Origin of the sequence: Acidithiobacillus marinus (assembly GCF_002847505.1) — a bacterium.
In the GTDB taxonomy this organism is placed as follows: domain Bacteria; phylum Pseudomonadota; class Gammaproteobacteria; order Acidithiobacillales; family Acidithiobacillaceae; genus Acidithiobacillus; species Acidithiobacillus marinus.
In genome coordinates, this window is record NZ_MXAV01000034.1 from 48393 (window position 1) to 63060 (window position 14668).

The 14668-nt window shown below is 56.0% G+C and carries 17 protein-coding genes; 11 read left to right on the forward strand and 6 right to left on the reverse strand.

Translation table 11 applies throughout. The annotated features are described in order from the left end of the window. Window positions 1-54 precede the first annotated feature (54 nt). The 11 genes from B1757_RS08265 (at window position 55) to B1757_RS08315 (ending at window position 7497) form a co-directional block, all read left to right on the forward strand. Window positions 55-675 carry a MotA/TolQ/ExbB proton channel family protein gene (locus B1757_RS08265; protein ID WP_101537857.1) on the forward strand — a complete coding sequence of 207 codons (621 nt, stop codon included), beginning with the start codon at window positions 55-57 and terminating at the stop codon, window positions 673-675. Further along, window positions 672-1076 carry an ExbD/TolR family protein gene (locus tag B1757_RS08270; RefSeq protein WP_101537858.1) on the forward strand — a complete coding sequence of 135 codons (405 nt, stop codon included), beginning with the start codon at window positions 672-674 and terminating at the stop codon, window positions 1074-1076. Before B1757_RS08265 ends, B1757_RS08270 begins: the two co-directional genes overlap by 4 nt. Before the next feature lie 3 nt (window positions 1077-1079). Then, on the forward strand, window positions 1080-1751 hold the full coding sequence (locus tag B1757_RS08275; RefSeq protein ID WP_101537859.1) for a lysophospholipid acyltransferase family protein: 672 nt from the start codon (window positions 1080-1082) through the stop codon (window positions 1749-1751). A gap of 6 nt (window positions 1752-1757) precedes the next feature. Further along, window positions 1758-2903: a hypothetical protein gene (locus tag B1757_RS08280; RefSeq protein WP_101537860.1), complete on the forward strand. Its 1146-nt coding sequence runs from the start codon at window positions 1758-1760 to the stop codon at window positions 2901-2903. Further along, entirely contained in the window at window positions 2900-3910 is a 1011-nt protein-coding gene (gene lpxK, locus B1757_RS08285; protein ID WP_101537861.1) for a tetraacyldisaccharide 4'-kinase, read from the forward strand. The genes B1757_RS08280 and lpxK overlap by 4 nt, the downstream gene beginning before the upstream one ends. Further along, the gene (locus B1757_RS08290; protein WP_101537862.1) at window positions 3900-4082 is read left to right on the forward strand and encodes a Trm112 family protein; all 183 of its coding nucleotides are present in this window, start codon (window positions 3900-3902) and stop codon (window positions 4080-4082) included. The genes lpxK and B1757_RS08290 overlap by 11 nt, the downstream gene beginning before the upstream one ends. After that, entirely contained in the window at window positions 4079-4837 is a 759-nt protein-coding gene (gene kdsB, locus B1757_RS08295; protein WP_101537863.1) for a 3-deoxy-manno-octulosonate cytidylyltransferase, read from the forward strand. Before B1757_RS08290 ends, kdsB begins: the two co-directional genes overlap by 4 nt. 21 nt (window positions 4838-4858) lie before the next feature. Then, on the forward strand, window positions 4859-5380 hold the full coding sequence (gene ppa, locus B1757_RS08300) for an inorganic diphosphatase (RefSeq protein ID WP_101537864.1): 522 nt from the start codon (window positions 4859-4861) through the stop codon (window positions 5378-5380). A gap of 84 nt (window positions 5381-5464) precedes the next feature. Then, window positions 5465-5848, forward strand: a complete 384-nt coding sequence (locus B1757_RS08305) for a hypothetical protein (protein WP_101537865.1) — start codon at window positions 5465-5467, stop codon at window positions 5846-5848. Window positions 5849-6010: 162 nt separating this feature from the next. After that, a complete protein-coding gene (locus B1757_RS08310) occupies window positions 6011-6667 on the forward strand; it encodes a peroxiredoxin (protein WP_101537866.1) in 657 nt (218 codons plus the stop codon). A 119-nt stretch (window positions 6668-6786) separates the two neighbouring features. Then, complete coding sequence (locus B1757_RS08315) at window positions 6787-7497, forward strand: type 1 glutamine amidotransferase (protein ID WP_101537867.1); 711 nt, start codon at window positions 6787-6789, stop codon at window positions 7495-7497. On the opposite strand, the gene B1757_RS08320 is transcribed toward B1757_RS08315, so the two are convergent. From B1757_RS08320 to B1757_RS08345, 6 genes are all read right to left on the reverse strand, one after another. Beyond that, entirely contained in the window at window positions 7473-8948 is a 1476-nt protein-coding gene (locus B1757_RS08320) for a protein adenylyltransferase SelO (RefSeq protein ID WP_101537868.1), read from the reverse strand. The two genes, B1757_RS08315 and B1757_RS08320, sit on opposite strands and share 25 nt — an antisense overlap. A gap of 2 nt (window positions 8949-8950) precedes the next feature. Next, window positions 8951-11209, reverse strand: coding sequence for an ATP-dependent Clp protease ATP-binding subunit ClpA (gene clpA / locus B1757_RS08325; RefSeq protein ID WP_101537869.1), 2259 nt, complete (start codon window positions 11207-11209; stop codon window positions 8951-8953). Window positions 11210-11214: 5 nt separating this feature from the next. Further along, complete coding sequence (gene clpS, locus B1757_RS08330; protein ID WP_101537870.1) at window positions 11215-11523, reverse strand: ATP-dependent Clp protease adapter ClpS; 309 nt, start codon at window positions 11521-11523, stop codon at window positions 11215-11217. 174 nt (window positions 11524-11697) lie between these two features. After that, window positions 11698-12474: a peptidylprolyl isomerase gene (locus B1757_RS08335; RefSeq protein ID WP_101537871.1), complete on the reverse strand. Its 777-nt coding sequence runs from the start codon at window positions 12472-12474 to the stop codon at window positions 11698-11700. A 63-nt stretch (window positions 12475-12537) separates the two neighbouring features. After that, window positions 12538-13101, reverse strand: a complete 564-nt coding sequence (locus B1757_RS08340) for a DJ-1 family glyoxalase III (protein ID WP_101537872.1) — start codon at window positions 13099-13101, stop codon at window positions 12538-12540. Window positions 13102-13204: 103 nt separating this feature from the next. Beyond that, window positions 13205-14650 carry a S41 family peptidase gene (locus tag B1757_RS08345; RefSeq protein ID WP_101537873.1) on the reverse strand — a complete coding sequence of 482 codons (1446 nt, stop codon included), beginning with the start codon at window positions 14648-14650 and terminating at the stop codon, window positions 13205-13207. Window positions 14651-14668 lie beyond the last annotated feature (18 nt).

Sequence of the window (14668 nt, forward strand, 5' to 3'; positions counted from 1 at the left end):
AGCTCTTGTGCTATATTCCTGCTTCGTCCAATTTAATAGAAAGCTGGAGGCGATGTGCAGGAGTTGCTGCAGTTATTTAAACTGGGTGGTTTTGTCCTCCCCCTTCTGATTCTCCTGGCCGTCATCGCTCTGGCGATTATTGGCAACCGTTTCTGGGTGCTGCGCAAGACCCGTATTGCGCCCCGGGATTTGGCTCCCCGGGTCACTGATCTGGTCGAAGCCGGAAAAGTCCAGCAGGCGGTCAAGCTGCTCTACGAAAACGACACACCCCTGGCGCGGCTGATGCTGGTGGCCTTGCAGCAGGCCGGTCAGCCCCGGGATGTCATCAAGGAATCCATAGAAGAAAGTGGCCGGCAAGAAGTGGCGCATCTGGATCGTTTTTTGAACTTTCTCGGCAGTATCGCCGGCGTGTCCCCTCTGCTGGGTTTGCTGGGAACGGTGTTCGGAATCATGCACGCCTTTGCGGCCATCGGCATGGTGGGAGCCGGCGATCCCAAGGCTTTGGCCAGTGGTATTGCCGAAGCACTGATTACCACCGCCAGCGGTCTGATTGTTGCCATTCCCAGCCTGATATTTTATCGATATTTCAAGGGGCAGGTGGATGGTCTGGTGTTGGCCATTGAAAAAGAAGCCTTGAAAGTGGTGAATACGCTTTCCGGAGGTTCGGGAAGATGAACCTGCGCCCTCGCGTCAACGAAGAGCCAGACATCAATGTGGTGTCCATGGTGGATATTGTGCTGGTGCTGCTCCTTTTTTTCATGGTGACCAGCAGTTTTGAGCATCAATCCCATCTCTCCATGCAATTACCCAAGGCCCAGCAGGCTGCTGCGGGGCTGCCCAAGACGCCCATCACCATTGATCTGAGTGCCAGTGGACAGGTGCAGATGGATAAGGTCGTTGTGCCCATGGCGGATTTGCTGGGACGCCTGAAAGCATTGGCAGCCAAGGATCCGCAACGCGTGATCGTGTTGCGTGCCGATAAAAACACCACGCAGCAGTATGTGATTGACGTGCTGGATGCCGCCCAGCAAGCTGGGTTGACCCGCATCAGTTTCGCCACCTTGAGTAATCGCTGAACGGTGCGACTGGAAGGACGTTCCCAGCGTCTGACGGCTCGGCTGGCAGCTATTATGATCAAAGGCATAGCCTTGACCTTGCGCTGGAAAGAAGTGGGCGACGCCCCGGTTCGGCAACAGATTGCAGCGGGACAGCCTTTTATTCTGGCATTCTGGCATGGACGCGGAGTAATGATCACCGAAGCCTATCGGCGCGTCGGCGGTCGTGATATTCATGTGCTCATCAGTGAACATCGGGATGGAGAGTTGATTGCCATGACTCTGGCCTATTGGGGCTATTCCGCCGTGCGCGGCTCATCGCGACGGGGTGCAGTGAAAGGGGGCAGAGGGATGCTCAAGATGGCTCTGAGCGGGCACACCCTGGCCATTACCCCAGATGGACCCAGAGGCCCCCGTGAGGTCTTGCAAAAAGGGGTGATTGATCTCGCTCGTATTTCCGGCCTGCCCATTATTCCGGTGAGCTATTCGGCCCGGCGGGCCAAATGTTTTTCCAGCTGGGATAGATTTTTGTTGCCTTATCCGGGAACACGCATAGTCATTACCTGGGGAGAAGCTTTGCAGATTCCCCGGGATGCAGACTCCGTCATGCAGGCCACACTGCAGCAGCAATTGGAAACAACCATGATTGATTTACGCAAACAGGCGGACAATTTAGTAAGCCGCCAGTATGATTAGTCCTCTATGAGCTATTACGAAAATCAATGGTTGCGCGGACGCTGGGCCAGTTGGCAGGATGCGCGCGCGGGTCGCCAGGGGCAGGCCAATGCCCGCTGGGGATGGATCAAGGCGCCGGGTGAGCGGGGACCGATCCTTTGGATGCAGAGTTTTACAGCTGCCGACGAACAGCGACTAGGTGTAGAACTCGCCAGGGCCATTGCCGAAAAGCGTCGGGATCTCCGTATGGTCATGACCTTTGAGCAAGAGTATCCGCAGATGTTGCAACAGCATACGGAAGGCATTGAGCGTCTGGGCTACGGCTTTGGTCCCTGTGATCATCCCCAGGCGGTGGAGCGCACCCTCGATAAACTCAGCCCACTGCGTTATCTGGCACTGGGTCGTGCGCCGCGTCAGGTTTTGTCGGCAGCGCTGGAACGCCGGAAAGTCCCCAGTATCCTGATGGCGGCCGATCCCGGAAACTCCCGACCAACCCTGCTGGAAGCTATTTATCCTCGCGATTCAGCACAGGCGGAATTATGGCAGGGTAAAATCGCTGCATCGCTATTGCAGGAGCCGGTGGATTTCGCGACCCTTTTTACCATCGCCCAAGTGGATCCCAATTTTCGCAGCATGATCAGTGGCACCGAAGAAGGACTCCTCTGGTGGGTCCAGGGCCTGAGTGGTACACAATGGCAGGTCTGGCGACAAGCCTGGTTGGCATCCTCCTTGTCGCGCCGAGGCATTCTGTTTTTGGGCGGACAGGAAACTCCCCAAGACTTGCCGAAGCTATCACGCTGGCAGCGCCAACCCCTGCCCGCTGGTTCGCTGTTGGCCGTCGATGAAGAACGCTGGTATCCCGCCCTGGCCGCAGCCGCTCAGGCCGTCCATCTGCAATCTGCATCCTCTTTTTTGCAATGGCAGGTTTATGCCGGATCACGACCGGTGAGTGTGCATCCGGGCGTGATCGTGAATGCTATCAGCCATCTGGACGCCGGTGCAGTGGAGGTTCTGGATCAACCGGCACAAGTGTTGCAGCATTGGCAGGATCTGTCTGCAGATGTGATGACGGCGCGGCAGCGCGGCGATGCGACGCGGCGGGTTTTCTGGCAGGAACGACGCCTGGCCGGGGAGCGTCTTCCCGAGTTTTTGCAGCGGGTTTTTGACTGGTGACCCTGCGCCGGACCCTCGAAGCACAATGGCAGGAGGGCGGCTGGCTCGCCACGAGTTTACGCCCTCTGGGTGCTCTGACTGGGAGTGTAGCGGCCTGGCGGCGGCGGCATATTCATGGACGGCCAGCGGCCATCCCGAGCATCGTGGTGGGAAATCTCAGTGTCGGCGGTAGTGGTAAAACGCCGCTGGTGGCGGCTCTGGCAAGATTGCTCAACACTGCGGGCTGGCGGGTGGCTATCATCAGTCGCGGCTATGGGGCGCAGCCTCCCCATTGGCCCTATCGGGTGCAGGCGGGCGACTCAGCGCAGCAGGCCGGAGATGAGCCGCTATTACTGGCGCAGTTCCAGACGCAAGCTGACCAGGCCGTCTTCATCTGCCCTGACCGTCACCGTGCCATTGCGGCGGCAGCCGCAGAGGGCTTTGATCTGGCCTTGCTGGATGATGGTTTCCAGCACCTTGCTCTGCGCCCGACCTTGCGTTTTCTGGTCATGTCCGGAGCTCAACCCCTGGGAAACGGTCACTGCCTGCCGGCGGGCCCGCTGCGCGAATCTCCTGCCGCCCTCGCAGAGGCCGATGCCTTGTTGCTGGATGCAGCGGCGGCGGCCAGTCTGGCGCCTGGCGAATCGCCGCCGCGTTTTCAATTTCAGGTCCGGCCCCGGGATTTGCAGGCCCTCGCCGACCCTCAGCGGACCCGCAGTCTGGAAAGCCTGACTGGCCAACACTGGACTGCCGTGACCGGTATCGCCCGTCCGCAACGCTTTGTCGATACCTTGCAGGCATTGGGAGCTATAGTGGATGCCCGGTTTTTTCCGGACCATCATGTTTTTCGTCGGGAGGATATTGAGCATTTGCCACGGCCACTCGTCATGACCGAAAAAGATGCCGTAAAATGTCGAGGGTTCGCCCATGCGGATGACTGGGTGTTGCGCATAGAAGCGCAACTTGTGGCAGATTTCATGCCCTGGCTGGAAAGGGCGCTTTCAACCCGGAGGAATCATGAGCATTGATCGTCGCTTGTTGGATTTGTTGGCCTGTCCCCAATGCAAAGGAGGACTGCAACCCTGCGCACAACGGCAGGCCCTCTGTTGTCCGCGCTGTCACCTGCAATATCCCATCCGCGATGACATTCCGGTGCTGTTGCTGGATGAGGCCAAGCCCTATACGGACAACTCCGCATGAGTTTTTGTGTGCTCATTCCGGCCCGCCTGGCCTCTACCCGCCTGCCCCGCAAGGTGCTGCTGGAAGTGGGCGGTTTACCCATGATTGAACAGGTGCGTCGTCGCGCCGTGGAAAGCGGCGCATCCCGGGTCGTGGTGGCCGCCGATCACCCGGAAATTGTCGCCTGCATTGAAGCGCATGGCGGAGAAGCCTTGCTGACCTCACCTGACCATGTCTGCGGGACGGAAAGACTCGCCGAAGCCGCCCGGTTACTGGACTTACCTGCCGATACGGTAATCGTCAACCTGCAGGGCGATGAACCCGGAATGCCTCCTGCTCTTTTGCAGGCCACGGCAAAACTGTTGCTGGAAAATGCGGCCTTGAAAATGGCGACGGCCGCTGTCCCCATCCATCATTGGGGGGAACTGGCAGACCCTCATGCCGTAAAGCTGATCTGTAACGACCAGGGGCATGCCCGGTATTTTTCCCGTGCCCCTATTCCCTGGTATCGCCAGTATTTCCCCATGCAGTCACAGGACCCTTTGCCGGATGGCGGGCACTGGTGGCGTCATATCGGACTTTATGCCTATCGCCACCAGTTTCTGCAGGATTATGCCCGCTGGCCAACCAGTCCTCTGGAACAGATCGAATCGCTGGAGCAAATGCGCGCATTGGAGCGTGGCGTGCAAATTGCGGTATATTGCTCTGCGGAAGTGCCCCTGGCCGGCGTGGATACGCTGGCTGATCTGGAGCGGGTACGTTGTCTTTTTCCCTGAACCACCATCAAGGAGTGATCTATGGACCTGAAAAAAATACCGGCGGGTAAATCCTTACCGGACGATATCAATGTGGTGATCGAAGTGCCCCAGGGTTCTTCCGTCAAATATGAAATGGACAAGGAAGCCGGTGCGGTATTCGTCGACCGTTTTCTGTTCACGGCCATGCATTATCCCCTCAACTACGGATTTATTCCCAACACCCTCTCCGATGATGGCGATCCCACCGATTGTCTGGTCTGGTCTCCCCAGCCGGTAGCTCCCGGTACGGTCATTCGTGCCCGTCCTGTCGGTGTCCTGATGATGGAAGATGAGCATGGAATTGATGCGAAAATTGTTGCCGTTCCCCACGAAAAAGTCGCAGCGGGTTATGCCGACATTCGCGATGTCGAGGATTTACCGGAACACATCCGCCAGCAGATTCGCCACTTTTTTGAGCATTACAAGGATCTTGAGCCCGGTAAGTGGGTGAAGATGAAAGACTGGGCCAATCTCGCTGAAGCGCGCAAAATTATCGAAGCGGACGTCAAGCGCCACGGATAAAACTTCACCGCTTGCTGCGGGGCTTGCCGCCCCGCAGCGGAGCAGGCAGACTGTGGGGGTGACTTGCACATGCAGGAGACTCCCATGTCTGCAGCACCATCATTACGGAAGCATCCTGATTCCAGCGTACTGAAGAAGGCCTCTCAAGCTTTTTTCCACCCCGATGAACCCCTCTGGCGTCGGGTTCCCAGTCGTGATGAAAACGGTCATCTACTCTCCGACTTCCGTATGCTGATTCCCGGGTTACGGGATAAAAGCGGCCTGTGTCAGCAGCATACCTTGCGTATTATCAATGCCGTACTCAAACATTATGACAGCTGGGTCGTGTTTGCCGACCTGAACCTGCGCACTAACCTGCTCTGGGTGAGTATCCGTCCGCGCCCCGGTCTGACCCTGGAAATTCCTGCAGCGATCAAAACCCTGGTGCCAGAAGCCTTGTTGCTGGCGCCCTACTGGCGCTCTCCCTGAAGCTGGTCAATAAGAACAACACCTGTGAACTACTATTTAAAACTAGTCTAATTTTTATTAAAAAAATATCTGTTGATATTCTAAATCAGCTTTGGTATAGTGATTGTGTAGTGAAGATGCGTAGTACCTGACCTTAACCTGAATAGATAGAGGATGAATCATATGACCGTTCGTATTAATGATGTTGCTCCGGACTTTACCGTAGATTCCACGGCAGGGAAGCTCAATCTCCATGAATGGATTGGTGATAGTTATGCCATTCTTTTCTCTCATCCCCGCGATTTTACCCCGGTCTGTACAACGGAATTTGGTGCGGTAGCTAAACTGGCCCCTGAATTTGCCAAACGCAACACCAAGGTGATGGGCGTTTCCGTGGACAGTGTGGAAGAGCACAAAAAATGGAAGCGGGATATTGAAGCCTTCGCGGGCGCGCCGGCGGATTTCCCGATCATTGACGATACTTCCCTGGAAGTATCCAAGCTCTACGACATGCTGCCGGCTGATGCTTATCTTCCCGATAGTCGAACTGCAGCCAATACAGCGACGGTGCGTTCCGTGTTCATTATCGGTCCTGACAAGAAAATACGCCTCACCATGCTGTACCCCATGTCTGTAGGCCGCAATTTTGCGGAAATTCTGCGTGCTCTGGATGCCATTCAGGCGACGGATGGCGTGCCGATCGCTACTCCCGCCAACTGGGTTCCCGGCGAAGATGTCATCGTGGCCCTGTCCCTGAATGATGATCAGGCCAAGGAAAAGTTTGGCAATATCGATATCAAACTGCCCTACTTGCGGATGGCCAAGGCCCCAAAAAAGTAAGCAATTGATGCCGGATCGTTGATCCAAACCCGTCAGATCTGAAAGGGCTGACGGGCTTGTTATTTTGGGAGTAGCCTTGCATTTTGATAGGTTTTGTCAGCAGAGGGAGGGTTTCCGTCATGCGTGTTCATGTGTTACAGCATGTACCTTTTGAAGGATTGGGAAGCATGGCAACCTGGTTACAGGATCGCAAGGCCCAGGTGACCTGGACGCGCTTTCATGCCGATGAGCGGTTGCCAGCAGATCCCTCCGCCTTTGATCTGCTCATCATTCTCGGCGGCCCCATGAGTGTGCATGATGCAGTGGACTGCCCCTGGTTGTCTGCGGAAAAGCGCTTCATTGCCGAAGCCATCCAGGCCGATTTGTCGATTCTCGGCATTTGTCTGGGTGCCCAACTAATTGCCCATGTGTGCGGGGCGCGGGTGTATCCGGCCAGGCAGCAGGAAATCGGCTGGTTTCCCGTACAGGCAGACAAGAGCGATGCGGATCATTTTCAGTTTCCCAAGCAATTTCTGGCCTTTCATTGGCATGGGGAGACTTTTGATTTGCCGGCCGGCGCAACCCGATTGGCCCATAGTGCTGCCTGTGAAAATCAGGCCTTTCAGATCGGTAGTCAGGTGATCGGCTTGCAATTTCATCTGGAAAGTACGGCCACTACCATTGCCGCCCTGATCCAGCATGCTGCCGACGAAATCATCCCGAATCAACCGGGTATTCAAAGCCCTGCAGAGATGCTGGAGGCAGTGGCTGACGCCTATGCGGACATCCATGCCCAAGTGCAGCGTGTGCTGGATTTTCTCAGCACTCAGGTACCACAGAAGGTCTTGTAAACCCCGAAGCTTTCGGGCGCTGGCTGGGCGTAGCTTTCCAGTCCCGGGCGTTCATTGAAGGGTTCGGCAAGCACGTCCAGAAGGCGCTGAAAGAGACCCAGATCGCCTTGCTGGGTGGCCGCTTGCAGGGCTTCCTCGACTTTATGATTGCGCGGGATATATACGGGATTCACCTGATCCATGCGAGCGGCCCGTTCGGTGGCTGGCATGGGCTCACGAGCTAGTCGTTCCTGCCAGCGTTGCAACCAAGGGTCAGCCGCAGCGGGTACATCAAACTGACTGCGCAGGGCCGCAGGATTACCCAGAACGACTGTCGAGAGACTGCGGAAAGCCCGGGTGAAATCCACCGAGTTCTCTTCCAGGGCCGTCAGCCATTGCTGGGCCAGATCCTGATCCTGGTCTTCGTTTGTGATCAAGCCCAGTTTGGTACGCATGCCCTGTAGCCAATACGCGGTATATTGCCGGGGAAATTGGTTGATGGCTTCGGTCAGCAGGGCAATGGCTGTTTCACTGTCTGGATCCACCAGTTCCACCAGTGTTTCGGCAAAGCGGGTCAGGTTCCATTGCGCAATCAGCGGCTGATTACCGTAGGCGTAGCGCCCCTGACTGTCAATGGAACTGAATACGGTGGCAGGATCATAGCGATCCATGAACGCGCAGGGACCATAGTCGATGGTTTCTCCGGCAATGCTCATGTTATCGGTGTTCATCACCCCATGAATGAAACCTGCCAGCATCCAGCGCGCCAGTAACGCCGCCTGGCGTTCCGCTACCGCCTGAAAGAGCGCAAGATAGGGATTGCTGGTGTGCTGAGCGTCCGGGTAGTGACGGGCAAGGGTATAGTCGGTCAGTTTGCGGACCTTGTCCCGATCATCGCGCAGGGCAAAAAACTGGAAAGTACCGACGCGGATATGGCTGGCGGCTATTCTGGTCAAAATAGCGCCAGGCTGGGGTGTGTCGCGGTGAATGATCTCCCCGGTACTGACCGCAGCCAGGGCGCGGGTGGTGGGGATACCGAGGGCGTGCATGGCTTCCCCCAGCAGATATTCTCGCAACACGGGTCCGAGGGCTGCCTTGCCGTCGCCGCCTCGGGAAAAGGGGGTACGTCCCGAACCCTTGAGTTGCAGATCCCAGCGCTTCCCGTCGGGAGCCAGAATTTCGCCCAGCAGCAAGGCCCGACCATCTCCCAGTTGCGGAGACAAATGACCGAATTGATGACCCGCATAGGCCTGGGCCAGGGGTTCCGCGCCTTCGGGAAGGATGTTACCGGAAAAAATGGCCGCACCCCGCTCCGTTTCCAATGCAGCAATATCTAGTCCCAGCGCCGTGGCCAGAGGATGATTGAGCATCAATAAGCGGGGGGAGGGTACAGTTGCCGCTTGCCAGGGGGCGAAAAAGCCCTCCAGCTTGCGGACGTAGCTGTTGTCAAAATGAAACCCGCAAGCGTCCATACTTATTCCGCAGACACTGCTTCGGGGATCTGCAGTGTGACTGCACCCTCTTCCAGGGTGGCGGTAATCCGTGTGCCTTTGGGCAGATCCCCGAAAAGAATATGTTCCGCCAGGGGTTTTTTGAGATGTTCCTGAATGACCCGGGCCATGGGCCGGGCTCCCATCTGCGGATCATAGCCCTTGTCAGCCAGCCACTGGCGGAGTTCGGGGCTGATTTCGAGGCTGTAGCCCTTGCCGAGTAACTGTTCATCCAGCTCCATGATGAACTTGTCGACTACATGCAGGATGTTTTCCCGGGACAAGGCGCTGAAGGGAACGACGGCATCCAGACGGTTGCGAAATTCCGGTGAGAATATCCGCCGGATGGTTTCCATTTCCTGACCGCCTTCCTTTTCAGCGGGTTTCATGAAGCCAATACTGGCCTTGTTCCGGGATTCCGCGCCGGCATTGGTGGTCATAATCAGCACGACATGGCGGAAATCCACGGAGCGGCCCCCGGCATCGGTCAGTTTGCCGTGATCCATGACCTGCAGCAGGACATTGAAAATATCCGGGTGGGCTTTTTCGATTTCATCGAGGAGCAGCACCGAATGGGGATTACGGCTGACGGCCTCGGTCAGCTGTCCGGCCTGATCATGTCCTACATAGCCGGGAGGAGCGCCAATCAGGCGGGATACCGTATGGCGTTCCATGTATTCGCTCATATCGAAGCGTAACAGGGGTATCCCCAGCAAGCTGGCCAATTGCCGGCTGAGTTCGGTTTTGCCGACACCGGTGGGTCCGGAAAACAGGAAGGTCCCCACCGGCTTTTCATGATGGCGGAGTCCGGCCCGAGCCATTTTGATGGCGGAGGAAAGCTCCTGAATGGCCTTCTCCTGGCCATAAATCACCAGACCCAAATCTCTTTCCAGATTTTTCAGGGCCTGCCGGTCATCCAGGGAGACTTTTTTGCCGGGAATTCGGACAACTCTCGCCACCATTTCTTCAATGTCATGAATGCCAATACTTTTTTTCCGCTTGGAGGGCGGTAGCAAAGCCTGGGCTGCACCTACCTCGTCAATAAGATCAATGGCCTTGTCCGGCAGGTGGCGGTCATGAATATGTTTCACCGAAAGTTCCACGGCGGCGCGCAGGGCGGTGTCGGTGTAACGCAAATGGTGATGCTGCTCAAATTGACTTTTCAGACCGCGCAGAATCTGCACCGATTCTTCCTGGGAAGGTTCAGGAACATCTATTTTCTGGAAGCGCCGGGTGAGGGCGCGATCTTTTTCGAAATACTGGCGAAATTCCTGGTAGGTGGTAGCGCCAATACACTTGAGTTCGCCAGAGGCCAGCGCCGGTTTAAGCAGATTGGAGGCATCCATGGCACCGCCGGAGGCAGCACCAGCACCAATCAGGGTATGGATTTCGTCAATGAAAAGAATGCTGCCCGGCTGCTTGCGCAGGGCTTTCAAGACGGCCTTGAGGCGCTCCTCAAAGTCGCCACGATAGCGTGAACCGGCTATCAGGGCACCCAGATCGAGGGCGTAAATGGTCACGTCTTCCAGCAACTCCGGAACTTTTCCGGCGACAATGGCGCGGGCAATACCTTCGACGATGGCGGTTTTACCCACTCCGGGTTCGCCGACAAACAAGGGATTATTTTTGCGACGCCGTGCCAGTACCTGCAAAGCCCGGATGACTTCATCCTGGCGCCCGATCAGCGGGTCAAGACGTCCGGCTCTGGCCATGGCATTCAGGTTGCGGGCATAGGCTTGCAGGGGATCCTTGCTGTTTCCCTTTTTTTCGGTGTTGCCTTCGATTTCCTCTTCTTCCTCGTCCATGGCTTCATCCTTGCGCAGGCCGTGCGCCAGATAGTTGACAACGTCCAGTCGGGTCACATGTTCTTTCTGCAGGAAGTACACCGCATGGGATTCGCGCTCGGCAAACATGGCAACAATCACATTGGCACCGGATACGGCTTCTTTGCCCGCAGACTGAACGTGATAAAGCGCGCGCTGAATGACGCGCTGAAAGCCTACCGAGGGTTGAGTGTTGACGGTGCCAGCGGGACCCATGGCCGGTACCTTGCGCTCCAGAAAATTCTGCAATTCCATGGAAAGATGGACGGTATTTCCGCCACACGCCCGCAGAACCTCCTGGCCTTCCGGATTGTCGAGCAGAGCCAGCAGCAAATGTTCTACCGATGCATATTCATGGCCGTACTGTCGGGCAATCTGAAATGCCTGATTGATGGATTTTTCCAACGCCTTGTCGATCATCGGTATTACTCCTTTTCCATGACACAGCGGAGTGGATGCTGGTGCTGTCGGGCATCTGCGGTCACCAGCGCGACCTTGGTCTCAGCCAGGTCGTAGGGGAAAACTCCGCAGAGTCCTTTACCTTGATGATGAACAGACATCATCACCGCAACCGCTTCAGAGTGGGGCTTGTGAAAGTAGGTTTCGAGAATATGAACGACGTAATCCATAGGTGTGAAATCGTCATTCATCAGCAAGACCTTGTACATTCTTGGCTCTTCCGTTTTCGGCTCTCGCTCCAGAATGGTACTGCGGCGTTGCTGCGTTTTACTCATTTCCCCAGGCCCCCTGATCTCTGTGTACCCTGCTTCCCATTGTGGCGTCTGCCCCGACTGCTGGCAAGGCGCAGATCGCCCGGAAAGCTCCGACACCTATCAGCATATGGGGATACATTAGGACAAAAAAAAGCGCCGGGAATGACCCCGGCGCTGGATGGGTTGATAACGCTTTTATTTGGTGATGTCGATTTTTGCCTTGCTACGCAAATTTGACACGAACTTGGCGGCTTCCTGCTGCGAAAGCTGCGCCTTGATACGATCTTTCATAGCGCTGAGAGGGGGAGGGGTCAAAGCCTTGGTCTTCTGGACTTCGATAATATGATAGCCAAACTGGGTTTGTACCGGGCCTATGGGCTTGCCAATGGGGGCCGTTTCAATGGCCTGGGCAAAGGGCGGCACCACCATTCCGGGCACAATCCAGCCAAGCTCGCCACCATGGGCAGCGCTGGCCTTGTCGATGGAGTCTTTTTCCGCCAAGGTGGAGAATTTCTTGCCGGCCTTGAGTTCTGCCAGAATTTTTTCGGCCTCAGGCTTGGTTTTCACCAGAATGTGGCGAACCTCATATTCTTTTTTACCCATGGCCGCAACAAACTTGTTATAAGCCGCCTGGATATCTGATTCGGGAACCGGATGCTCCTGCACATATTGGTCCACTGCCGCATCGGCGAGAATCTGGCGCTTGGCCATGGCCAGACGTTCCTTGACATCAGGAGACTGGCCCAGATTGTGGCTGGTCGCATACTGAGACAGTACTTCCATATTGACCAGATTCTGCACGACCTGCTCGTGGGCATTGGGCTCTTTGGCCAAGGCTGGACTCATGGACATGATAGCCTGGACTTCACTATTGTCGATGGGAGTCCCATTGACCGTGGCTACGGGAGCAGCAAAAGCAGGGATGGCAAAGGCGCTGACAGTGGCAGCAAGAATGACCGCACGAAGTTTCATAAATATTCCTTCAGGTTAAGTGATGCTCCCCTATTATCCATAGTCACAGAAAAAGGGAAAGTCTCAGTAGGTACTGCGTTGCAGTGGAATTTCTGTTTCCTGTCTTTTTTCAGGTCCCAGAAGGATCTCCACCAGGGTAAGCGCAAAATCCATAGCCGTGCCGGGTCCACGTGAGGTGATCAGGGGACCATCGACGACTACGGCGGAGTTTTCATAGTGATACTGGCGGCTAAGCGGGTCCAGTACGCCGGGGTAGGCCGTCACATGCCGGTTGTCCAGCAGCTGCTGGCGGGCCAGAAGGCCCGGTGCAGCACAAAGAGCAGCAATCAGGGCACCTCGCCGGGTTCGTTGTTGCAGTGAGGCTAACAAGGGTGCATGCTTTTCCAGATTTTCCACACCCCCCATGCCCCCCGGCAAGATAATCAAATCGTAATCTGTTTCATGGATATTCTCCCAGGTCTGATCCGGGAGCAGGGACAGTCCCCGCCCGCCGGTAACCGGCCCGGGAGCAAGGCCAGCAAGCACCACCTGACAGCCAGCGCGGCGCAGAATATCGCTACAAATGACCACTTCCATGTCTTCAAAACCCGCTGCTACGGGGATGAGTATCTGCTTGGCTGAAGACATTAGCGGATTACCCCGTGAATCTCTGTGCTAACCATCTGTCACCACTTCCATTGCAAAATTTCCGAAAACTTTGACCCGTTTTTCACGAGATTTATCCCGGGCACTACTGACTCGCCGCCAAGGCCAAGGGAATGACTTCCTGGGCACTATGACCATGCACATCCACCGGAACCGCTTTATTTTCGAGAATGCGCAATGCCTCACGCAATACCGTATCTTTTTCCAGATTCGGTTTGCGAATACTGGACGCGGCTATGGCATCCTCCTGGCTTGTGGCGCTGCTGGTCTGGGCCGTGGCAAGAGCCGGTTTGGCAGGTGCTGTGCTGATGATGTACTGGGGTTTTACCTGACTGCAGGCATCCGGAGCCTTGAGTACGCCTTTTAATTCTGATTCCTTGAGGAGGTCTTCATCCAGTGCCCGTAATTGCGGATTGGCTGGCTGAATTTCCACATTGGGAACAATCCCCTGGCTTTGAATGGAGCAACCTGCCGGGGTGTAATAAAGGGCCGTCGTGAGCTTCAGTGCTCCGCCATTGCTCAGAGGAATAACGGTCTGCACGGAACCCTTGCCAAAACTGCGTTGGCCCATGATGAGGGCACGATGATCGTCCTTGAGCGCACCAGTCACAATTTCGGCGGCAGAGGCCGAGCCGCCGTTGATGAGCACGATCATGGGTGCACCGTGCAGATAATCGGGACCATGGGCGCTAAAGCGCATATCACTGTCGGGAGTCCGGCCCTTGGTATAGACAATCAGGCCCTTGTTCAGGAAGGTATCGGCGGTTTCGACACCGGCGCCCAAAACGCCCCCCGGATTGTTGCGTAAATCCAGAATCAGACCCTTCAGATGCCCCTGGGCTTCCTTCTCGAGTTTTTCCACGGCCTTGCGGGTTTCCCGGCCGGTATTTTCCTGGAACTGGCTGATGCGAATATAGCCATAGCCCGGAGCCAGCATGGCGGAACGGACACTTTGCACCTTGATGATGGCCCGGGTGAGGGTCAGATGGAGAGGCTGGTTCTGGTGGGGACGCAGAATGGTCAGAGTCACTTGGGTACCCGGTTTGCCCCGCATCATGTCGACGGTTTTCTGCAAGCCAATGCCTTGTAGGGCTTTACCATCGATTTTGATAATCAGATCCCCGGGTTCTATGCCGGCCTTGGCAGCCGGAGTGCCATCAATGGGTGCTACGACCTTGAGAATCCCGTGATCTCCCGTGACTTCAATTCCCAGACCACCGAACTTACCATCAGTGATTACCTGCATTTCCTTGAATTCCTTGGGCGTCAGGTAAGCTGAGTGGGGATCCAGCGCACTGACCATACCACTGATGGCACCGTCCATAAGTTTTTTGTCTGAAGTCGTGTCCACATAATTGGATTTGACGATGGCAAAAACCTGACTGAGGGTCTGGATTTGTTGCAGGGGGACTGGGCTCTGCTCTGTAGCCGCCAGCGTATTTCCCGCATAGATACAACCCAGTACCAACAGAACGCTGAATCTGAGCCAGTGACCAGAGGGGCGGGATAAAATGTGGCGCAGCGGGATCATGATGATTGTCTCCAGAAA